Origin of the sequence: Pseudobutyrivibrio xylanivorans (assembly GCF_010906925.1) — a bacterium.
In the GTDB taxonomy this organism is placed as follows: Bacteria; Bacillota; Clostridia; order Lachnospirales; family Lachnospiraceae; genus Pseudobutyrivibrio.
In genome coordinates this window covers 80,263-103,847 of record NZ_VTVE01000005.1, presented here as the reverse complement: position 1 = coordinate 103,847, position 23,585 = coordinate 80,263, and the positions used below count along the sequence as shown (strand labels likewise).

Genomic DNA, 23,585 nt, shown 5'->3' with positions numbered 1-23,585 from the left:
ATAGTAAAAAATAAGCTCTGTTAGGCGTGTTGCTTAACAGAGCATTTATTTTGTTTAAATATTTGATGCTATTATGCGGAATTCATAAGGCTTTAGGAAGAATGGCTCCGCACTGTCTAAATCATAAGTACTGAAAACTATTCTATCTCCATAGAATTCTACCTGTCTCCTTGATGGAGTAAGATTGCAATAGACATAGAGTCTCTCTTCTTTTGCCTCACGGGTAAAAATCAAAACATCATAAGGTGCAGCAACTCTATGGTATACTCCTTCGGATAAAGCTTTTGAATTCTTTCTAAATTCAATCATCTTAGATGTGAAAGTGTATAAACTAGTAGGGTCTTCTTCCACCTTTGGGTCTCTACAATATTCGCCATCATTAATAAACGGAATCCCCACTAGGGAAAGATGCATTCCTGTATATACCTTAGCGAAATTCAAACAGTTTACCTTGTCATTGCCAAAGTACTTGGCAAAGCTGGTAGAATCTCCTGTTTCAACGTAATTAATAGGCGTCTCAAGAGTATGCTGACCCTTGTCTACTAACTTAATAAGCTTTCTATTATTTCGACGAGCCTGAAGCTTTTGAACCTTTTTGCTTTCTGAGTCTATTCGACCGCAGAAGAATATTGCATCAAGACCATCCTCACAGAAGTGTTTCGAATCATCTGGGAATATAGATGTTCCCTCGCCAATAACAAAACATTTATATTTTGACCAAACATCCTTATTTAATCTCTTAATTATATCTCGACAGCCCTTGGTATAAAGATAGTGCTCTCCACCCTTAACAAATATATTAAATCCGCCATCAGCCATTGAATTCTTGTAGATAATATTCATAGTATCAAGCCTAAAGCCTGCAATACCCTTATCTAGCCAAAATCGCATAGCATCAGCAATTTCTTCATACACATCAGGATTGCTCCAATTCAAATCAGGCTGATTCTTTCCCATTATGCTAAGATACCACTGACCATTTTCAGCTTTATTCCATGCACTGCGACTCCTAAGACCTCGCCAATTATTTCTCTTATATGCGCTTAAATAGTAATAATTTATATATTTTTCATCGCCTTCTAAAGCCTTCTTGAACCACCAATGCTCGTCAGAAGTGCTGGCAATGCACATATCCATCATTACCTTTATTCCGACTCTCTTAGCACGGCTAAGCAGTCTCTCTAAATCTTCCATTGTGCCTAAATCTGGATCAATCGCCCTGAAATCTGATGTATCATAACCACTGTCATGACGTGGGCTTGGAAAAATCGGACCCAATGCAATTACATCGACTCCTAATTCTTTTAGATAATGTAATTTTGAAATTATACCTGGAATATCACCAATATTATCACCATTGCTATCGCAGAAGGTTCTGGGATAGATTTGGTAAATTATAGCGTTCTTCCACCACTTCTTTGCACTAGATGCAGCCATAAATTTCCCCACTTTCGTCTCCCCGTATTAGCAATAATTCCCCACTGAGAAACTACCACCACTTCTAATATATAGCATTAAACATACTTTTACAACAATTATTTCACAATTTATACACATATAGGGGAAATATTCTGCACAATATCAAGTTATCCACAAAATAATAAAACAACGGCAGACAATTACGTCTGCCGCTGTGTAAAGTTGCAAGTTTGCTTTCATGCATTATTTAGCTAATAACATCATTATTTTATTAGAACGAGCAACAAATTCTGTCATTGCCTCTGGAGAAAGTGGCGCATTGGCAATCTTTGCTAAATCATAAAGCTGAGCTGCAAATACATCTACATTCTCACCATCCTTATTGTTAAGGATGTACTGGACTAAATCATTGTTAGCATTTAAAACAAGTGTCTCTGAAGCTGAGCCAAACATGCTCATATCCATGCCACCCATAGCATACATCTTCATCATATCCTGCATACGGCGGCTCTCTTCTGAAACAGTAATCATAGATGAAAGGTCCTTATTTTTGAACTTTTCTACCTTGACCTCAAGTCCCTGGTTATTAAGTGCCTTTCTAAATACCTCAGTAAGAGTCTCTGTCTCTGACTTAAGTTCATCCTCTGCAGTCTCTTCAACCATAGAATCTGTTACATCAGCATCGATACGGCAGAACTTGTAGTTCTCATTGCGCTGCTCAAGCTGAGTGATGAATGAAGTATCAATAGCATGGTCAAGGATAACGGCATTCATGCCCTGCTCCTTGAACATATTAATATACTGGCCCTGCTGAGCAACATCAGTTACATAGTAAACTGTCTTTCTCTTGTCCTCCGGCTCATTATTAGCCGCATCTGCATCCTTGTTGTCATCCACAACCTCTGCATCAACAGCCTCGCCATTCTCATCAGTAGCTTTCTCCTCTTCCTCAACAAGAAGCTCTGGAAGTGTAGTGTACTTATCATTAATATCCTTGAATAAGATGTAATCGTTCATCTTATCGCAGAACTTTGTATCCTTTAAGCAACCAAACTTGATGAATGGAGCAATGTCATCCCAATATTTCTCATATGACTCTTTCTCAGTCTTGCACATACCAGTAAGCTTGTCAGCTACCTTCTTAGTGATGTACTCAGAAATCTTTGTAACGAATCCATCATTCTGAAGTGCAGAACGTGATACGTTAAGAGGAAGGTCTGGACAATCGATAACTCCCTTAAGAAGCATCAAGAACTCAGGGATAACTTCCTTGATATTGTCAGCGATGAATACCTGATTGTTATAGAGCTTGATTGTACCTTCGATAGAATCATACTCTGTATTAATCTTAGGGAAATATAAGATACCCTTGAGATTGAATGGATAATCCATGTTAAGGTGAATCCAGAAAAGTGGCTCCTTATAGTCATGGAATACATCTCTGTAAAATGCCTTGTAATCATCATCTGTACACTCAGATGGATTCTTAGTCCAAAGTGGATGTGTCTCATTGAGAGGAACTGGACGCTTAACAATCTTGAGCTTGTCCTTGGCAGGAGAAACCTCTACCTGCTCCTTCTCACCATTTTCATTTTCCTTCTCCTCGAACTTAGCTTCCTCGTGAATCTCCTCGATTACCTTGTCAGTGTCTCTCTTGTCAGCTACGTCGATTGTCTCGTATTCTTCTGGAGCATCCTTCTTAGAAAGGAAAATCTCAGTAGGCATAAATGAGCAGTACTTTGTGATAACCTCACGAGCTCTGTACTCGTTAGCAAACTCAAGGCAATCCTCATTTAAGAATAATGTGATCTTGGTACCAACCTGGTCCCACTCGCCATCGCTCATCTCGAACTCTGTACCGCCATCACACTCCCAGTGAACTGCTGTAGCTCCATCCTTGTATGAAAGTGTATCGATGTGAACCTCGTCAGCTACCATAAATGCTGAGTAGAATCCAAGACCAAAGTGACCAATAATCTGGTCGCTGTCTGCCTTGTCCTTGTACTTCTCAAGGAAGTCTGTTGCACCAGAGAATGCAATCTGGTTAATGTACTCATCTACCTCGTCAGCTGTCATACCAAGACCATTATCAATGAATGTAAGTGTCTTATCCTCAGGGCTGACAACTACCTGAATCTTTGCCTTATAGTCAAGTGGAAGTGAATACTCTCCCATCATATCAAGCTTCTTAAGCTTTGTAATAGCATCGCAACCATTGGAGATAAGCTCTCTATAGAAAATGTCGTGATCAGAGTATAACCATTTCTTAATCACTGGAAAAATATTTTCGCTTGTAATAGATAAACTACCTTTTTTGTTTCCCATTATATGTCACTCCTTTGATATTAGCTGTTATGCTGACAATCCTAATATTTCTCCGCTCGCCTAAAATGATTGGCTTAAGAATTATTAGAGCTTGTTATCTACAGCTTTTATTCTCACTGAAATATATGATAATACTGCAAAAATAAGAAGTCAATAAAAAATTAGCACTCTTTTAACAAGAGTGCTAACAACGATTATTTTTATTATAAATTTGCTGCCTCGATGGCATCCTCATTATCTGCAAGAGGAGTGTAATCAAACATTACATTTTTCTCTTCCAATTTTTCTGCTGCTTCTATCTCTTCATCTGTCGCAGCCTCATACTCCTCACCGTCGTATGTTTTATACCATACGCCATCCTCATTTTCATAGTAATCACACTTATATCCAAATTGATAAATCATTTCAGTTGAATTGGACTCTAGATTGTATATGCCTATACCATATAAACCAGCGCCACCTGACCATACATTAGAAATAAAATGATTATCAAAATTGTAATATCTATTTCTAGCTGTGCCGCTAACTACAAGAGCAGGTTTATTGTCTACGATTGTATAGATATCATAGATTGCTCCCGGCAATTCATCATCGTCATAGATTATGCCTACAAAAAGCTCATCCACACCATCTATATTAATGTCTTTATACGCATATCCGATATGCTCAAGTGGATTGTCCATTTCATGTATCGCATATGCGAATTCAGGACTCATTTTTTTTTCTTCAAGCTTTGTAGCATCCCATTTGTCATTAACTGCTTTTACATACTCAGATAATACTGTGTTGTATAAGTCCTCACCTTTTGTACCAGCTTCATAGGTATATGTATATCCATTAATTCCTTCTAAGGATTCTACTACTGAATCTGCAGCATCGTAGAGCTTAGCAAAGCCCTCTGGCATATCAGGCTCATTATAATCCCACTGAACCTCTGTGGCATAGCCCTTTACAACATTGTATATATCGCCATTTTCGCTAGATAGTTCGCCCACTTTTTCATATGGCCCACCTGCATAATCGCTAGGACTACCAGCAGCCCATACCATAAATGCTAATCCGGAAAATCCAGCATCTTTTGCCTCTTTATAATAAATGTACATCTTGTCAGAATCTGTCTCTACCTCTGCAAGGTCTGCTAGTTCAGTTGGCAACGTGATTTTAAACAGGTCATTTGAATACTCTACTACATCACCTGTCGCATCCTCTGGCTTTGCCCCATCGGACTGAGACTCACCAGATTGGCTCTCACTAGGCTGAGATGAATCCCCAGTAGGATTTGTATTACCACATCCTGCAAGAACTAAAGCACATGCTAAAAGAATACCTAAAATTTTTCTACTCATCTAACTCTCCTTTTCTATATAATATTTTACTCAGAAACACAGTAATAATTAAATGTACCGCGACTAACTAGCTCACCACTATCATCAGTCACATCCACATCTACGACGCAAAACTTTCTAGTTCTTTTTATGACATTTCCCTTTGCAGTAATTCTACCTGATTTTGCACCTTTAAGAAAATAAAAGTTGGATTGCTGAGTAACATACTCTCTTCCATCTGCCCTTGATGAATAACCAGCACAGGTATCTGCCAGAGAAAAATGTGCACCACCGTGAGCTATTCCCAAAACATTTAATGTCTCAGGCACAATATCTATATGAGCTGTAGCTCCTGATACTTCTATATCATCAATCACGATGTGATTGTACTTAACAAACTCATTAGCCTCATAAGAACGGCGAAGCTTTTCTAATAATTCCTTACTCATAAAAAATCCTTCCAATTAAAAATCTCTTTTTATTATAAACGATTCTACAAGGAAGTGAATTATTTTTCATTAATAGGATATTACAAAGTTCCTATTAAGAAAAAAAGAGCTATACCGCATATACGGTATAGCTCTGCGCTACGACATTTAAAATTAATACCCTAAATAAATTTTAAAGATCTGCAGATCCAACGCAATCTTTGTTAGCTACATAATAAATCTTGCGCTCCTCTGGCTTGATGTAAATGTTAAGCTCTTCAAGAGTCTTTCCCTTATAATCCTTCTTGAAGGCTGACTGTGCTTTCTTTAAGCACTCTGCCTCAGAGAACTCAAGTCCCTGATACTGAACAACTGCTGTAGTAGCTACTTTCTTTTTAGCTGTAGTTTTTTTAGCTGTAGCTTTCTTAACAGTTTTCTTAGCTGCTGTAGCTTTCTTTGTAGCTGTAGCCTTAGCTTTTGCCGCTGTCTTTGTAGCAGCCTTTTTAGCTGTTGCAGCTTCCTTCTTAACCTCTGCTGCTGCAGACTTAACTGCTGATGCTGCAGAAGCAGCTGACTTCTTAACGTCGTCAACTGTAATTTTTGCACTAGTAACCATTTCTAATACCCTCCTATTTTTTGAAACAAAATAAATAATTTTGTACAAAACTTATTATAGTCATTTAGTTCGACTATTTCTAGTCTATTGTGGTAATTTTCTACCAATTAACTAATATTTGTAGGATATATTAATGGTTTATTGTAAAAATAATATTAAATTAGGTTAATTTTTCAGATATTTATTTAGTGTTTCAAAGAAGGCTCCACTGGTTAATTCCGATGCATCTTCTGGGAAAGAAATACCATCCCATAATTTTGTATTCATGTCAGAAAAATATTTTTCTTCTAGATCAGAAACAATATCATCCAATACTTTTTGTCTTCTTTTTTCGATGATTACTTCTTTATTTTCTTCTGATAATTCTTCATTGTATTTATCCAAACACTGGAAGAAATAGAAGCCATTATCAGCAGCAATTGCGCCAGATACTTCTTCTGTATCAAGATTAAAAACTACCTTGTCTACTTCTTCAGGATACTCGCCTCTTGCAAATGTAACCTGATATGTATCAAGCTCAGTGTAAGTTGATGCTAGACGTTCAAAGGTATATCCGTAATCTATCATGCCCTGGATTTCTTTCGCCTTTGACTCATCGGAAACAAAAAGTACAAAAGCTTCCATAACACGAGCTTCATCTTCCGATACTTCCTCATCAACAGAATCCATCAATTCGTTGTAAACTTTTGTTGCCAGAGCATATCGTATATACATATTTTTGATATCTTTTTTCTTGGCTCCAGTAAATGATTTTTCTGCACGAGAAAGGGAGTCATAATACTCAGCTGCTGCATCTTCACAAGCCTTGTTCTCATCATCAGTAAGTACTATCTCATGTTCCTGGGCATAAAGATTAAGAACGTAAACCTTTGTGAGATGCTCCAAAGTCAAATCCTTGATAGAGTCTGTCATAGTCTCAGTATCAAAATCCTCAGTCCAAAGATTGACCCCATCAACTGAACCATAGATGTTTTTTTCATTTAAAAGATATACAAGAGCCTCCTTTTTAGAGCACTTCATATCTCCAATTTTAAACACAGTACTGCGTCCACTTGATGTATCAAAATAAATTGTAGTGTCCTTATATGCGCATCCGGAAAAACTAACAGCAAGACATATCGTAAATACGAATGCGGTAATTCTTTTTATAAATTTCATAACTAACCCTCTACGATGAGATATCTACCATCGCCGATGGCAAAAACTTCTTCAGATGAAAGAATTTCATCCTCTGTCATCCCTGTAACATCCATCTCATCTTCAAGATACTCAATAACCTCTTTTTTATTTTTGCAAACAACTGCACATACATCCTCTAAAAACTCTGCAGCCTCCTCTTCTGTATCAACTACTGTCTCAGGAAAAAGCTGAAGCTGATTTTTGAGAAATGCTTCCACTGTCTTCTTGTCGTACATAACTAAACTCCTATCGTTTTCTCCAATGCAAAGGAATATAACAACACTTCCTTCACTGGTATATTATATGCTTTTTCAATGGCAGCCTTATATAGCTGCAATTGCTTTTCATATCTTAGCACTAATTGACTATCCTCGTCCACTCTATCAGTCTTATAATCAAGAAGTACTATTCCGTCATCTTCTTCGAAAAATACGTCGATGATACCCTGCACTAAAAGCATTTCATCTGTTGATGATTCATCTCCAAATAGCTCCTTGCCGTTGCTTCCGTACACAAAAGGCTTTTCCTTATAGAGCTTGCCATTTAATGCAGCTTTACTCATCCTATTTGCAATGTCATCATTTAAAAATCCCTGTAGCTTTTTATAATTAATTCTTTTTTGCTCATCCTCAGACAGACTATGAACATTTGTCATGTATGATAACTGCTCTTTAAATGAGAATGCAAAATCTTCTCTAGCAAAATCAAAGCACTCCATAAATCTGTGCATAGCTGTACCATAAAGGGCACCTGCCGGAACCTTGTCCCCTGCATCAATAGAAGTATCTGTAAGTTCCTTCATCATAAACTGTGGCACATACGCTTCATCTTCAGTATGTATAAATGCAGGAGCTGCATCTGCATTAAATTCAAAAGCCATCTCCATAGCCTGATGTTTAATCTCTGAAACGGAGTATTTGTTCTTGTATTTGCTATCGGCACTTCCTTCGTAATCAAACGAAACCGTATTTACGATAGGATTATCCTCTTCTAAATTTTTGGATTTTATTTCTTCAATTAATCTGCGAGCCTGTTCCTTCACAAGAGATTTTTCAACCTCCTGCACAAACAGCTGACTGCAATCTACAATTGTTCTATTGTAGTCTGCTGCCGAGGCATTCAGCGCTCTAATAATAAGCTCAATTGATGACTGAGCCTTTTCCTTTGTATAGTAATCAAGGATTGTATCATTTGCTGTATAGTCAGCTATAATATCAGGCACACTCTTTTTTGAAGTAGGCTTGATGGATGCAGTAATTATAAGCTTGTCCACCGGACGAGTAAGGGCTACATATAATATTCTCAAAAGCTCACCCTTGCTGCTTGCACTAACTTTTTTCTTTATCAGATTGTAAAAGCTGGTTTTAAAAGTAATGCGTTCCTTTGGGTCTCTATAATTAAGAGCAAGTCCCAAGGAATTATCATAAGCAAATGTGCCAGACTCATCCTTGAATCCTCTTCCCATTCCAGAAACAAAGCAAACTGGGAACTCAAGGCCCTTACTCTTATGAATAGTCATAATACGGACTGCATTGTCATTTTCGCCTACAGTTTTGGCTACTCCCAAATCCTCATCATAGCTCTTGAGCCCTTCTATATAGCTAACAAATCTAGACAGCCCCTTAAAGCTGGTACTCTCGAATGCTACCGCCTCGTCTATAAGCTTATCAAGATTTGCTCTAGCCATCTTGCCAAGAGGTAGTGCACTGACATACAAACCATAGCCTGTATCCGCAAGGACTCTTTCTATCATCTTATGAATAGGTGTATCCACAGCTGCATTTCTATGCTTTTCAAGAGAATCAAGGAAATATCTCACATCATCTGCAGAATGTTTCTCACAAAATTCTTTTAGGCATGTATATAGAGGAGACTTGCCATCTGTAGCTCTAATCTGCGCCAATCTGTTTGATGAAAATCCAAACATAGGAGAATGCAAAACTGCCGCAAGAGGAATATCATCAAATGGATTGTCAATGATTTTAAGCATAGATAAAACTGTCTCTATCTCCTCTCGCTCAAAGAATCCTTTTTCTTCTGCAACATATGCTGGAATTCCACTGTCTTTTAATACACTAATATATTTGTCTGCGTGGCCTGTTGTAGCACGCATCAAAATAACCACATCCGATAGTTTCATTGGACGCAATGTACGGCCATCTGCTCCCTTGTCACTTACCTGAAATCCTTCAGCTATAAGTCTTTTAATTCGAGAGGCAACCACTCTAGCTTCTAGCTCATCTGCATTATCGATGTCCATGCTAGCCATGTCTTCAGAATTCTGTGTGGCTATAATAATCTCTGGCTCATATGTTTTTGAGTCCCCTTTGAAAGTATCATCACCAACTTTAAGGGCGGCTTTTTCATCATAAATAACACCACCCATATCAGGTTGCATAAGTGGTCTAAACACCTGATTACAAAAATGTAAAACCTCACCTCTACTTCTAAAATTACTGTCCAAATCAATTCGAACTGAATCAGATGAATCATCCTGAGGATAGGTGCTTAATTTATCTATAAAAAGCTGTGGACTAGCCTGTCTAAATGCATAGATAGACTGCTTGACATCACCAACAGTAAAATAATTATTGTCAGAAGAAACAGCAGTAAGAATCTGCTCCTGCAATTCATTGGAGTCCTGATACTCATCTACCATTACTTCCTTGAAATGATGGCAAAGCTCTAGTGCTACTGGGCGCTTTTCATGGTCTTTTGATTCCTTATTTCTAAGAATCTCAAGGGCCATATGCTCCACGTCATTGAAATCAAAAATATTCTTTTTTCTTTTTTCTGCCATCAAAGAATCTGAATAATCTCTGGCAAAATCTATGAGAGCTACTGCCTGTCTTTTCACAAATATTAGGCTGTCAAATAGCTCTTCAACAGACAAATTGAAAAAATCTGCCTTCAAGCTTTCAATCAACTTTCTATATGAATCTCTAAAATCTTTTGCCTGCTGTGCTTCATATTCATTAAGAGATGTGTTTTTGCTAGACCATCTTTCTGGATCAAATCCATCAAATAAAACTCTCTTTTCTTCGTAGGTAGCTGCGTCATAAATAGCAGTAAAGTATGATAGTTCATTTGAAAAAATGGTCTTGTCCTTCGAGTCACAGTCCACTGTATATAAGCTTAAAAATCTTTTGATTCTTCCGATGATAGAATCCAAGCTCATATTAGTGTAGTCAAGTAAAGCCTTCATAAAGTCAGATTCCTGAAGAGCTTCTATAGAATCAATATCGTATATACGAAGCGCATTATCGTACCATTCATCCACCCATGCAAAACTAGTAGCCTTTGCATGAAGCTCAAAAATCATATTTTTTAGAGTGTCTACATTGCGCCCTACTATATAGGCATCAGCTAACAGTCTAAAGTCAGCTTCATTTTCCTGAAGTCGCTTTGAAAGCAACTCAGAAAACACCTCATCAGAAAGCATCTTAAGCTCTCCTGCGGTCCCGACTCTGAAAGATGGATCCATATTTATCTCGTAGAAATAATTCTTAACCACCCAGTTACAGAAGCTATCTATAGTACGAATCTGGGCATTGTGAATAAGTGTTGCCTGAGAGCGAATCCTGCCATTGTCTGCCTTTTCAGCCACAGCCTTGTCAATGGCCACCCGAATCCTGTCCTTCATTTCAGCAGCAGCGGCTGTAGTAAATGTAACCACAAGAATACGGTCTACATCAATGCCATTTTTCTCATCAAGTATCTCTGAGATAATGCGCTCTACCAGCACAAATGTCTTTCCACTTCCAGCAGCAGCGCTTACTAACATATTCTTTTTTCTTGTATCACGAACTTTAATCTGTTCTTCAGTTAACGCCACTTTTACTCTCCTTCTTCCATCTTTTCCTTCATTAGTCTAATGACTTCGTCTCTATCCTCTAGCTTTGCAAAAGTTCTAACTTCATATCCCTGCTCATTTTCATTGAAATGGCAGACGCTCCTATATCTACAGAAACGACATGCATCTATTGACCCTAGTCTAGCGGGTGTGCAATCAAATTTACCGGCGATTATATCTTTAGCCGCCTGCTGGGCTGTATATGCTCCGTATTTAATAACAGTCTCCATATCCTCTCGACTAACGGCATTAGTGGTCTTAGCAAGATCACCATCCTTTTTAATTGCATAAGGAACAATGGACGACTTATCTGTCTGTCCCTCTAGCGTACCAACAGTAGAATCATTGGCATACAAATCATCCTTATCAGAGGATAAAAGTCCTTCCATCTTACTAAGCTTAAGTCTATCCTCTTCTCTAGTGGAAGCATTTTTAGATGACTCTAAATATTTGTTGGCCATCTCATAGTAAAGCATAGCTGATGAGTGCAGCTTGGAATCTGGATAACGCTCCTTTAACTTTTCAAGAACAACTCCCATATAGATAGGCAGCTGCATAGAAAGTCCATAGTAGCATTCGTTCAAATCCAACTTGTGGCCGCTAGACTTATAGTCAATAATTCTAACCGCCTTATCCTCATCACCTGCTATATCAATTCTGTCTACCTTGCCTTTTAAATTGGCGATAGTCTCTCCACTTACATCATCTGTAATAGATGTTTGAATTGGCTCCTCAAAAAATGCTGGCTCAAACTCTCCTCTTTTTATCTGTGTAGTGATGACCTCCACCGTATATCTTAAGGTGTCCTTCATAGATTCTACTATGTATCGCTGGGTAGAATCCTCAAGAGTGTTTACCTTTGCCATAGCTTCAAATGTCTGATTTATAGCCATGTCAATATAAGCTTCTCGCTCTTCTTTTGAAACAGACTTAAAGCTCTTACCATCCGCCTTTAGGCTATCAGAATAGCGCTCAATAGCCTCATGGTAAAAGTTACCCATGTCAATACTAGATAGCTCAAATTCTTCTCTTTCCTTAAGGTTCAAAACATAGGTGAGAAAATATTTGTAGCCGCATTCATTGTATTCTTCAAATTTTGATACAGAGCCAGAAACTGTCTCGTCCTCATTAAATGCCTCGTTGACTGCCAGCATTATATCCTCATCTACCTTTTCAGGTGAATGCTCATAAAAGGCTGCTTTTAGGCATGTATCAAAATCAACAGACTCCTCATTTTTCGCCCAGTCGATTAAGTAAACAAATACTTCTTTTTCTCTATCGTCTAGACTCTCAATTCCGTATGTGCTGATACGATTGATAAGCTCTATCAAAAGCTTAAGGCTACTTTTTTTCGCAAGAGTCCTATCCGCAATGTCAAAGTCCTCTACTTCCCTAAGGCTTACTGCAGGGAAAAGTTTGGTAATCACATCCACTAGATATGATGGATTAACGCCCTTGCCTGCACCATCTACTCGAGGCATAGTAAGGAAAAGCTTTTCATTTGGCTTTGTAAGCATCAAATAAAGATAGAATCGCTGTCTAAATGACTTTTGCCTATCAGAAGGCGCAAGTTCAAATCCTAAATCAAGTAGCTGCTCTCTCTCTAGCTGAGAAAGGATACCGCCATTCTCCACCTTTTTAGGAATGGAATCATCAGATGCTCCCAGGCAAAATAGCACCTTGATATTTGATAATCTGGTTCTTTCTATATCACCCAAAATAACACTGTCGGCAGCTGGAGGTATAACGCCTATAGATGCTGCAGAAAGGCCAGCCTCATAGATGTCATGGAACTCTTCCATGTCCATTACATCATCACCTAATATAGAGACCATTTTGTCTAATATATCAATGATTACAGGATAAATCTGGCTGTACTCTTTTGATTTGACAGCATCAGTTTCCTCGTATAGTTTGCCTCTGGCATTTATCTTTTTTTCCACATCATAGGCAAGGAAAAATCTATATAGGGCCTTTGCTATATCCTGGACAGTTGCCTCTTTTCCCACAGCCCCTTCAAAATCTACAAAAGGTTTTATAAACTTTTCTCGAATTTCATTTACTTTTAGTAAATCCTCATCTTCTTTATATGAATTGGATCTAATTGCAAATGGGTGAAAATATTTATTTTTTCCACGAATGCCAGTTGCAATAATGTAGTTTTCCAGATAATCAATCTCCTGGAATGATAAATCTGTTAGGCCAGTTCTTAAAAATCTAAATACATCTTCGCATCTGAAATTTCTGCTGATTATGTCAAAAAGAGAATCTACCATTTCTGACATTGGATGGAACAAAATCTCAGTTTTGGCATCAATAAAGTAAGGGATATTGTAATCTGACCAAATCCCTGAAACAAGATATCTATACTGCTCCAAATCAGGAGCCACAACAGCTATATCCTTGTAATGCATCCCTGCTCTTACAAGTCTGCTGATATTAATCGCAACAAATTCTAATTCTTCTCTGGCGTTTTTTAGACTAACAAGATTAATAGCGTCATTTACATCCCCCTCATAGACCTTCGTCTTGTTTCTAAAAATATTATTCTCCAGGTGACTAAGGACAGGATTGGTGCTAAGCCAGCCATTATCCTCTGAAATGTAACATGGTTCATTAATTTCTACGCCAGCTCTTTTTGAAATGGTACTTAGCTTACGAACAAATTCTGATGACATAGAAAACAATTCATCATCAGCCAAATCTTCAAAGAGAGGTGTACTCTCATCTGCTGTAATAGTAACTGCCACCTCCGAGCAGATCTTAAGCATATGCTCCACCAGCTGATACTGAATTGGAGTAAATCCAGTAAATCCATCTAACACCACAGTGGAATCGCAGACTATATCAGAGTCATCTATCATAGAATTTAAAGTGGATAGAATTGACTCTGTGGTGACGTATTTGCCATCTATAAAATCAAGAAAAGCGCTATATAATACAGATAAATCCGTAGCCTTTCTTTTAAAGCTCTCTGACATTGTAGGAGAATCAATCATTGCCTTTAGCTTTTCTGGCGTAATGTTGTATTGAGTCATCTCTGAAATCAATGATTTAACCTGAGTGATATAACTGACTCTGGTAATGTTATTTTTCAAAACACTAAGGTCATTTAAATGATTTTCAACAAGCTTTCTAATTACAAGGGATTTGCCTGTATCATCCAAAACCGCATGAACAGCCGCCCCAAGCTCCTCAAAAACACGATATGCCAGTCGGTTAAATGAAAGCACATCAATATTCATAATACATTTATTAGGATGCATTGAAACTAGAAGTCTCTGGGTAGACATGGTGTATTGTTCTGGTACAATCACCAGGAAATTTTTGTCCTTGTGTTCCATAGACTCTTTGATGATTCGAGTATAGATGCTTGTAGATTTTCCACTGCCGGAATTTCCAATAATAAGGGAAAGTGACATATTATTCTCCTATAAAATGGAGTTTTGCTTTGCAAAACTCCTGTTATTTCCTAATTAAGAAATAAAGGCGCTCCTTCAATATAAAAGGGGCGCCTCATAAATACAAATCATATTATTGTGGGAACATACCTCTTAACATAGTGGCCATAGAGCCCATTCTCGAACGCTGATATGGCTTGCCCTTAAGATACATATCTACCACGTTGATATTCTTAATCTCATCCACAGGTACATCAAATGGATTAGCATCAAGAATAGTTAAATCGCAGCTCTTACCCATTTCTAGAGAACCCCTCTCCTTTTCATCGAAAAGAGAAAATGCTCCGTTATATGTGGCCATTCTAAGTGCCTCATATACAGTAACTGACTGAGATTTATTTTTGTTGTTGCATGCATCATGTATCCAAAGAATTGGGTCTGGATCTGATGCTGGTGCATCTGAATTAAAGCACACTTTTATGCCTAAATCCTCAATAGTTCTAAGAGGATTAATTCTAGAAAGTCGCTCCTTGCCTATCATGCTCTCAAGGAACTCCTCCGCTCCGTCAGTATGAGATAACATGGAAGGCTTCATAGATATCATTATCTTGTATTTTGCACAGGTCTTTAGTGCCTGCTCAGTAGGTAAACTACCATGAAGTATCACATGGCGATGATCATATCTAGGATAATCCTCCAAAGCCATTGCGATGGCATTGACAGCCTGCTCGAAGGCAGCATCACCAACAGCATGCAGTGCAATCTGGTAGCCAGCTCTGTTAGCATTTATACAAAATTTCTGAACATCTACATCTTGGAAATAAGATAATCCCTTATTATTAATAGTCTCATAATTGTCGATTAGGGCTGCATCCATATTTGAGAAAGTGCCGTCCAAATTGGCAAACACAACTCGAGTCATGTCCTTTTTGGCAATCTTATCCATGTTGGCTGTCTGGTATGCTGCACGTATCTGCATGCCATTATCAAGTCCCTTGGCAACAGATCGCTCCATATCAAAATCGTAGTCCCTGATAAAGCCAAGTCCACTGGCTGAGCAAATAAGTCCTATACCCTTGCTAGCAAGGAAGTCAGCTGTCTCCACCATAGAGTCTATGACCTTTTTGGTAGAAAGACCGTGAGTAATGAACTCACAAGCTGCCATAAAGGCCTCCTGTCTCAATTCGCCAGTATCTGGATTATATCCTCTTAAATTAGCTATTTTAGATTGAATGGCATTTAAAAACAAAGTGTTAGCAACACCTGAGTGGGCATCGTGCTTGATAATGAATGCAGGCTTGTCGTTGCAAGCCAAATCAAGCTGCTCCTTAAGGATAAGATGTCCCTCGGTAACCGCATACTCAGTAGCGCCAAATCCAACTACTATATTTTCTCGGGTATTTGCAGAGTATTCTTTTAACTGCTCCAAAATATTTGCATTGGAATCTGTATCACTAATTGGAAACATCCTATGCAAAACGGAAAAACCTGAATAATGCAAATGAGTATCAACAAAAGCTGGTATCATAACATTATTTCCCAATTCAATTGGTGGTACAACCTCGTACTGTGTAGGTAGCGTCTCTCCGATATAGGCAATTCTGCCTTCTCGTTCTACCAGATAGTTCGCTACAGTATTTTTCTCGTCACAAGTGAGAATTGTTCCATGAAATACCTGCATTTATAACCCCTCCCAAAATAAAACTATTAATTAGATTTCTTAGTTGGTCTATATATATGTCTTGGTATACCATCAACCATGATTGGTGATACATCGCCTTGAATCAATGGTCTTACATATGTGATGAAAGCCTCTGTAACATAAGTTCCATCATGTGTAATCCAATTACGTGGAACAAGCTTTTCATCGTTTGCTATCTTATGTACATCCTTGACCTCAGTACCACACTGATATGGGTCATCAGAATGACGGATAAGTGTAACCATCTTGCCAGTATCGCCCTCATCAGCGGCAAGGACAGCTGCACCACCTACCTGATATGCCTCTAAGATATCAACTCGAGATGCAAGATGTGAACCAGCTCTCTGTAAAGTAGAAAGCTCGATGGCTCTAGTCTTGCAGCCAAGCTCTGCGCCTATGTAATTGCAAAGATATGCTGCTGTACCAGTAAGCTGCTTGTGGTTAAATGCATCAACGAACTCAACATTGTTGCCAAGCTCACAGACGTACTTGCCGTCCTTAGTGTGGATACCCTCTGAAATACAGATAACTACAGAAGACTGGGTCTTCAATAGCTTTTCAACTCTCTGCTTAAATTTCTCAATATCAAAAGCTACCTCTGGTAAGTAAATCAAATCAGGGCCCTCGCAATCCTCTCCTTTTGCAAGGATAGATGCGCCAGTAAGCCAGCCTGCATTACGTCCCATTATCTCTACAATAGTAACAAGACCCTTGCCATACTCAAGGCAATAGCTATCTCTGATGATTTCTTTTACAGAAGTACCGATGTATTTAGCTGCACTACCATATCCAGGTGTGTGATCAGTAAGAGCCAGATCGTTATCGATTGTCTTAGGACATCCCACGAATCTGATATCTGATCCTGTAAGAATAGCATAATCAGAAAGCTTTTTAATGGTGTCCATGGAATCATTTCCACCAATGTATATAAGCGCTTCGATTTCTAGCTTATTGAGGATTTCAAAAATCTTCTCGTAAGTTTTCATATCCTCGTGAATCTCTGGTAACTTGAAACGGCATGACCCCAAATATGCCGCTGGTGTACGCTTTAGAAGCTCAACATCCAAATCATTTTTGATGTAATCGGAAAGATCAATGTACTGTTCATCCATTAATCCTTTGATGCCGTGGAGCATACCGAATACTTTTTTAGCACCACGGTCCTTAGCTGTTCTGATAACTCCCGCTAATGAAGAGTTAATTGCGGCGGTCGGTCCGCCTGATTGTCCCACAATTACGTTCCCTGTCATTACATCTTACCTCCCAATAAATACTTTTGTTTATTAATTCTCTATCTAGTCATCGGTAGGCAAGTCCCTAAAGTAGCTTGCAATAATGTCGCAAATAATCCATATTGCTCCTCCAACTGTGGATGCGACAAAAATCTTGATGACATTGATAAGTAGAATCCCCGCTGTAAGAGTACCGCCAGTAAAACTGGTAACCAGCCAGTATACCGGACGAACAAATAACCAGTATCCACCAATGTATATGCCAAGTACTGTACCAAGAACGCTGAAGAAAACAGCTAGCGCCCTTTTTACGTTCTTTTTCATTAGTAATTCTCCTGTTCCCTCTTATTTAGAAGAACTATCTCCAATATTTACTTATACTTAATTAAAATGGTAGCATAAGAAGTCCAAAAACGCCACCCAAAATACCATAACAAATGATGGAAATAATAATTGCGATACTTGCACCTGCCACAACGTCCTTAATAAAATGAACGCCGCCCACTACCCTAATGATAGCAAGGCAGATTCCAAGCACAGAAATTACAACAGCCATAAGAACTGATGACTGAAGAAATGTCATAGAAATCATAAATATAGAAAACACATGTCGGCTAGGAAAGCTCTTGCCAACAGTGTCTTTATCTAAAGCTGGAACAAAACCAAAGACCTCATAAGGTCTAGGTGCGCTGATTGCCTTTCTGAAAAGAGAAACAGCTACAAAAGAAACTCCCGGCACCAAAATGCTCCTATAAAGAAGCACTCCGCCATCTCCTGGAATCCATTTGTAGCAGAAATATAAGAAATAAAGATAAAATATAATTGTAATATAAGTAATGGCCTTGTCCATCACTTTTAAAGCTGTAACAAGACCATTATTATTTTTTATGCTATTAGTTACTCTAGTATAAGGAAAATTCATTAATTATGCCCCTATCAAAACTGAATCAGCTGTATGAGCCTTAAGAGTACTCTCAAACAAATCCTGAGCATAAGTAATATCCTTGCCCATAGAAAATGCCATTTCCTCGTAAAGCTTTCTTCCTGCAACATTAAGAGTCTTCTCATCTAATGCCATAACTTTCTTGCCAGACTGAATACGCTGCCATTTTCTAAGAAGAACTGTCTTAACTACAGATGCCATAGCCTCTGGTGTAAACTCCGCCATAACCTCTTTGAAGCGCTCCTGAAGAGCTCTGTCATTAGGCTCCTCCAGACACTGAATGTCGTCGATGTTCTCAAGAATTCTAGTAAAAGTCTCAGCCTCTGCTACTGGACGAAGTCTAACAGTAGACCCAACTGTAGGTGTGAATACCTTTGCTCCTGCCTTAAATACAGGGGCCATACAATAATAAGTTTTGCGAGAACCTTTGCCCATAAGCTCCATGTCATCAATATCCTCAATCTGACATACTCCACTTCCCTCATGAACTAAATAATCGCCTACGTGATATTCCATTATTACACCATCCTTTTAAAACACAACAACAAAGTACCTCCACAACTACATTCTCCCGCATAAACTACAATAATTATAGCACGATTCAAGGATTTAAGACACAAAAATTTCACATTTGTAAATAATTCCCACTGTCGAGGCAATTTTTCGTCATCCTTTAGTAATTATCACAATATATTCAGAAAATACTAGCAGTGAATAGTATCTATTCAGCCACCCATTCGCAAAATCGCGCTAACAGTCTGGCTAGAAAAAATTAAGAGACATGTAACTATCAAGCTCTAAGTGTTATCGCAGGTGACGTGTTAGTCACCGGAGATAATATCTTAGGCTTGAGAGTGTAACATGTCTCGTAAAATAAGAAAGGCCCGACTGTGAGCCGGGTTATGTCTTTTAAAGTAGTCATCTATCTAGGGCCACTGTCGCCAGTGGTCTCAAGCGTTCAACCTAGCGCTGGCGGGCCGCGTACGCGCTTTTTAGAACTTGCTTCGGATGGGGTTTACATGGCTATCGCTGTTACCAGCGATACGGTGGTCTCTTACACCGCCTTTCCACCCTTACCAGTTTCACGATTTCAAGCTTAACGCAGGAAATCGTGAAACTGGCGGTATCTCTCTGTTGCACTATCCTTGGAGTCACCTCCACCAGCCGTTAGCTGGCATCCTTGCCCTGTGAAGCCCGGACTTTCCTCTCCTCTACCATTACAGTAAAGCAGCGACTACTCATCGGACCTTTATTAACTTTTTAATTGAGGCTGCTATAGGATACAGCTGCCTCCGATGAACTCTCTAACAAGAGAATTGTTTGGAATAACATCCGGTGACATAGGTAAGAAGTAATCCAAAAGCTTAATGAGTCTCTTGGCCTCTGCATACATCGGATGATCTGGTTCAATAGCATAAAGCTGTGGATCGACGTATAATTTTAGCACAGCCATCTCATAAATTAAAGCTGTATTAAATAAATAGTCGGCATGTTCCTGGAATGGGAAAATGTATTTTTCCTCACCACGTCTAACTGAATCCCACATTGCTATTGTCTCTGCAGCTGATGTGGCACGTGTACGAGAATCTCTGACGATTCTACGGATAAGACGTCCATCTGCTGTAGAAAGCGGGTTGTGCTCATCTATTGAAAGCTGAGTTAAAGCTGATAAGTAAATTTTATATTTGCTCTCTGCTGGAAGAGATGCACTCATTCTGTCGTTAAGACCGTGGATACCCTCAATAACAAGAATATCATTTGGACCAAGCTGCATATAGTGGTCATTGTACTCTCTCTTGCCAGTTTTAAAATTGAAGTTTGGCAAAAGAACACGCTCACCATTTAAAAGCTTTACCATGCATTCGTTGAAATATGAAATATCAAGTCCCTCGATGGACTCAAAATCCTTTTCACCGTACTCATCTATCGGCATCTGATCTCTATTTAAGTAGAAATCATCTAGAGGCACTGGATGAGGCACACAACCTAAGGCTCTCAAATGAGCTGAAAGCTTGTGTGAAAATGTGGTCTTACCAGATGAGGAAGGACCTGCCATCATAACAAACTTAACATCGTGGTTGGATGCAATTGTGCGAGCTAAATCGCCTATATTGCGCTCCATTATCGCTTCTTGGGATAATACGATGTCCTTGATTCTGCCAGTGGCAATCGCTTCATTTAAAGCACCAACTGTAGGCACGCCCATTGTGCGACCGAACTCAGAAGATGCCTGCTGAACACTAAATAGCTTGATTGGGTTAGTAAACTCAGCCACCTTTCTAGTGTCACCAACTAACTTGTCCCCATTCGGGAACATAAGCATAAATCCATTTTCGAATTTTAGCAAGTCAAAATATCTAAGATATTTGGTGGATGGTACCATGTATCCATAAAAATAGTCGATACATCCATCCAAATCGTAAACGTTAATGTTAGAACTTGTTCTATATTTCAGAAGCTGTTCCTTGTCCTTCATGTTGAAGCTGTGGAACATCTCCTTAGCCTGAGTGGTCTTGATGGAGTATTTCTTCAACGGAATATCCTGCTCAACCAAATCAAGCATAACAGATTTTAATTCCTGTAATTTGTCTTCTGTAATATCTCCAACACCTTCGATTGTACAGAAATCTCCCTGTCCAAGAGAATGCTCTACTCTAAGGTATGGATTGTCTGGCAATGGGTAAACATCCATAAGAGCACGCTGAAGCAAGAAAACCACACTTCGCCTGTAGGCTCTACGTCCATCCTTGTCTGCAGTAGTAAGAAACTCTAGAGTCCCTACTCCATTAATCACTTTGTGTAGCTCTGTAAGACTGCCTTTGTACTTTGCAAGCACAATATCGTCTTTGTACTCATCCTGATGAATGGCTGCAATATCAACTAAACGAATGCCATCCTCATAAGTCTCTTCTCTGTCGTTAATGATTACTTTTGCCATAGCCCCACTCCTCCTAGATTGTATTTCGCACCTGAGCAATCAAATCAAGCTCATGTCTTAGCTGCTTCATTCTAGATAAAATTGCATCGCTTTTGCCGGTCTTTTTAGCTTCCAAAGACTCAAGGATAGAAGAATATTCCTTCTCATTTTTATCTAAAAGCTTAATCAAAAGCTTAGGCACCTTTTTTATAATCACAGGGCCGTATTCAAGCTCCGCCTCACTCAAATGAGTACGCTTGCCCTCATCCGGCTCGTAATATAACTTTATTATAGGATATATCTTGTTCTCTTCGCAGGTCAAATCCTCGTCAATGATTACAAACCCCATTTCCATAAGAGTCTTCCTTAAGGAATAGTAATCGGACTGAGGCTCGATGATAAGGGTCTCGGCCGATTTGGCCACCCTTTCCTCTGCTACTATTATTTTACCAATAAGTGTGCCACCCATGCCACAAATACATATAACATCTGCTTCATTTTCTTCAAGCTTCTGTAATCCGTTAGAAATCCTAAGAGAAGCCCTAGATGAAAGTCCTGCTGCAGTGATATTCTCCTGAGCCTTTTTTAGGGGGCCTGCATTAATATCCATAGCTATGGCAGAATCTGCTACACCATTTTCCAAAAGAGAAATAGTCAAATAGCCATGATCACATCCCACATCAGCCACAGTTCCGCAGCGAGGAACCATATCGTATACAATTTGTAATCTTGGTGACAATTTAATCATTATAATATGTTAACTCTGTTGTAATAATATCCAAGGAAGAACTGCATTTAAGATTGCCTTCGGCAATGGGCAGTTCTTGAGCATAACATAATTCCTCACTATTGTTCGGATTATATTATGCATTTACTGATCTAAATAATCCTTTAACTTTCTACTGCGGCTAGGGTGACGAAGCTTTCTAAGTGCCTTAGCCTCAATCTGACGAATACGCTCACGAGTAACGTTGAATTCCTTACCTACTTCCTCAAGTGTGCGAGCCTTGCCATCCTCAAGACCAAATCTAAGGATAAGCACTCTCTGCTCACGTTCTGTAAGTGTATCAAGTACCTCATGGAGCTGCTCCTTAAGAAGTGTAAATGTAGCTGCCTCAGCTGGTACAGGAACATTTTCGTCTGGAAGGAAATCTCCAAGGTGGCTATCTTCCTCCTCACCGATTGGAGTCTCAAGTGAAACTGGCTCCTGAGAAATCTTAAGAATCTCGTGTACACGGTCAACTGTGATGCCCATAGCTGTAGCGATTTCTTCTGGAGATGGCTCACGGCCGTACTCCTGAAGTAACTGTCTAGAAACTCTGATGAGCTTGTTGATAGTCTCAACCATATGTACTGGAATACGAATTGTACGGGCCTGGTCAGCGATAGCACGTGTGATAGCCTGACGAATCCACCATGTAGCATATGTAGAGAACTTGTATCCCTTGTGATAATCGAACTTTTCAACAGCCTTCATAAGACCAAGGTTACCTTCCTGAATAAGGTCAAGGAAAAGCATACCACGTCCTACGTAACGCTTTGCAATGGAAACAACAAGACGAAGGTTAGCCTCTGCAAGCTTGTTCTTAGCCTCCTGATCACCGTCTTCCATTCTCTGAGCAAGCTCAACCTCTTCCTCAGCTGAAAGAAGTGGTACCTTACCAATCTCCTTAAGGTACATACGAACTGGATCTTCAATGCTGACTGAATCAGGCACTGACATATCAATATCTTCAAGATCCTCATCATCGCTTGCAAGTAAAAGTGCATCAGATGGGCCTGATGAGAAGTTAACATCGATACCCTTTTTATCTAAGTATGTAAGGATACGCTCCATCTGCTTTGCATCTATTTTATAATCCTTTAAGAACTCTGAAATCTCATAGTCCTCGATAATGCTCTTCTGAGCCTTAGCAATCTTGATAAGCTCAGCTACCTTTGAATCAAGCTCATCACTACCGAATGAATCGCCATCATCATCGTCCTCATCATCGTCATCCATGAGCATTGATGTCTTTGCTCCTACTGAAGCCAAGAATTCATCAACATCATCGTCATCTTCCTTCTCATCGATGTTGTCAAAATCATGCTCATTAAACTCAAGATCTTCTGCCGAAATCTCCTCGATATCGCCAAAATCTACATCTTTGTCATCTGTGTCTTCATCTACCTCATCGACTTCTTCTGCTTCTGCCTGAGCTAAAAACTCATCAGCAGCAGCCTTTAAATCTCCGTTTTCGATTAA

Annotated in this window: 17 protein-coding genes and 1 other RNA gene; all 18 read right to left on the bottom strand. The window is 39.1% G+C overall.

The features are described 5' to 3' along the window. Nucleotides 1-54 precede the first annotated feature (54 nt). A complete protein-coding gene (locus tag F0Q01_RS13085; protein ID WP_090489248.1) occupies nucleotides 55-1,437 on the bottom strand; it encodes an alpha-amylase family glycosyl hydrolase in 1,383 nt (460 codons plus the stop codon). A gap of 225 nt (nucleotides 1,438-1,662) precedes the next feature. Continuing rightward, a complete protein-coding gene (gene htpG, locus F0Q01_RS13080; RefSeq protein WP_090489246.1) occupies nucleotides 1,663-3,744 on the bottom strand; it encodes a molecular chaperone HtpG in 2,082 nt (693 codons plus the stop codon). Nucleotides 3,745-3,947: 203 nt separating this feature from the next. Next, on the bottom strand, nucleotides 3,948-5,090 hold the full coding sequence (locus tag F0Q01_RS13075; protein ID WP_090489244.1) for a hypothetical protein: 1,143 nt from the start codon (nucleotides 5,088-5,090) through the stop codon (nucleotides 3,948-3,950). A gap of 26 nt (nucleotides 5,091-5,116) precedes the next feature. Continuing rightward, complete coding sequence (locus F0Q01_RS13070; protein WP_090489242.1) at nucleotides 5,117-5,518, bottom strand: PaaI family thioesterase; 402 nt, start codon at nucleotides 5,516-5,518, stop codon at nucleotides 5,117-5,119. Between the two features lie 172 nt (nucleotides 5,519-5,690). Next, nucleotides 5,691-6,113 (bottom strand): DUF6465 family protein, encoded by a 423-nt coding sequence (locus tag F0Q01_RS13065; RefSeq protein ID WP_090154989.1) that lies wholly within the window; start codon nucleotides 6,111-6,113, stop codon nucleotides 5,691-5,693. Nucleotides 6,114-6,278: 165 nt separating this feature from the next. Next, a complete protein-coding gene (locus tag F0Q01_RS13060) occupies nucleotides 6,279-7,271 on the bottom strand; it encodes a peptidylprolyl isomerase (RefSeq protein WP_090154987.1) in 993 nt (330 codons plus the stop codon). A 2-nt stretch (nucleotides 7,272-7,273) separates the two neighbouring features. Next, a complete protein-coding gene (locus F0Q01_RS13055) occupies nucleotides 7,274-7,528 on the bottom strand; it encodes a glyoxalase (RefSeq protein ID WP_090154985.1) in 255 nt (84 codons plus the stop codon). Between the two features lie 2 nt (nucleotides 7,529-7,530). Next, nucleotides 7,531-11,127, bottom strand: coding sequence for a helicase-exonuclease AddAB subunit AddA (addA, locus tag F0Q01_RS13050; RefSeq protein ID WP_090489240.1), 3,597 nt, complete (start codon nucleotides 11,125-11,127; stop codon nucleotides 7,531-7,533). Between the two features lie 2 nt (nucleotides 11,128-11,129). Next, nucleotides 11,130-14,567 carry a PD-(D/E)XK nuclease family protein gene (locus tag F0Q01_RS13045; protein ID WP_090489239.1) on the bottom strand — a complete coding sequence of 1,146 codons (3,438 nt, stop codon included), beginning with the start codon at nucleotides 14,565-14,567 and terminating at the stop codon, nucleotides 11,130-11,132. 112 nt (nucleotides 14,568-14,679) lie between these two features. Then, nucleotides 14,680-16,227, bottom strand: coding sequence for an amidohydrolase (locus tag F0Q01_RS13040; RefSeq protein ID WP_090489237.1), 1,548 nt, complete (start codon nucleotides 16,225-16,227; stop codon nucleotides 14,680-14,682). A gap of 26 nt (nucleotides 16,228-16,253) precedes the next feature. Then, nucleotides 16,254-17,498, bottom strand: a complete 1,245-nt coding sequence (locus F0Q01_RS13035; RefSeq protein WP_090489235.1) for a 6-phosphofructokinase — start codon at nucleotides 17,496-17,498, stop codon at nucleotides 16,254-16,256. A gap of 45 nt (nucleotides 17,499-17,543) precedes the next feature. After that, nucleotides 17,544-17,804, bottom strand: a complete 261-nt coding sequence (locus F0Q01_RS13030) for a hypothetical protein (RefSeq protein WP_090154975.1) — start codon at nucleotides 17,802-17,804, stop codon at nucleotides 17,544-17,546. 61 nt (nucleotides 17,805-17,865) lie between these two features. Then, nucleotides 17,866-18,402: a phosphatase PAP2 family protein gene (locus F0Q01_RS13025; protein WP_090154973.1), complete on the bottom strand. Its 537-nt coding sequence runs from the start codon at nucleotides 18,400-18,402 to the stop codon at nucleotides 17,866-17,868. Nucleotides 18,403-18,405: 3 nt separating this feature from the next. Further along, entirely contained in the window at nucleotides 18,406-18,939 is a 534-nt protein-coding gene (locus F0Q01_RS13020; RefSeq protein ID WP_090154971.1) for a CarD family transcriptional regulator, read from the bottom strand. Nucleotides 18,940-19,298: 359 nt separating this feature from the next. Beyond that, nucleotides 19,299-19,673, bottom strand: an RNA gene (gene rnpB, locus F0Q01_RS13015) — RNase P RNA component class A. A gap of 23 nt (nucleotides 19,674-19,696) precedes the next feature. Next, the gene (locus tag F0Q01_RS13010) at nucleotides 19,697-21,361 is read right to left on the bottom strand and encodes a nucleoside kinase (RefSeq protein ID WP_090154969.1); all 1,665 of its coding nucleotides are present in this window, start codon (nucleotides 21,359-21,361) and stop codon (nucleotides 19,697-19,699) included. Nucleotides 21,362-21,374: 13 nt separating this feature from the next. Beyond that, complete coding sequence (locus F0Q01_RS13005) at nucleotides 21,375-22,088, bottom strand: tRNA (adenine(22)-N(1))-methyltransferase (RefSeq protein WP_090489234.1); 714 nt, start codon at nucleotides 22,086-22,088, stop codon at nucleotides 21,375-21,377. A 123-nt stretch (nucleotides 22,089-22,211) separates the two neighbouring features. Then, entirely contained in the window at nucleotides 22,212-23,342 is a 1,131-nt protein-coding gene (gene rpoD / locus F0Q01_RS13000; RefSeq protein WP_090489284.1) for an RNA polymerase sigma factor RpoD, read from the bottom strand. Between the last annotated feature and the right edge of the window lie 243 nt (nucleotides 23,343-23,585).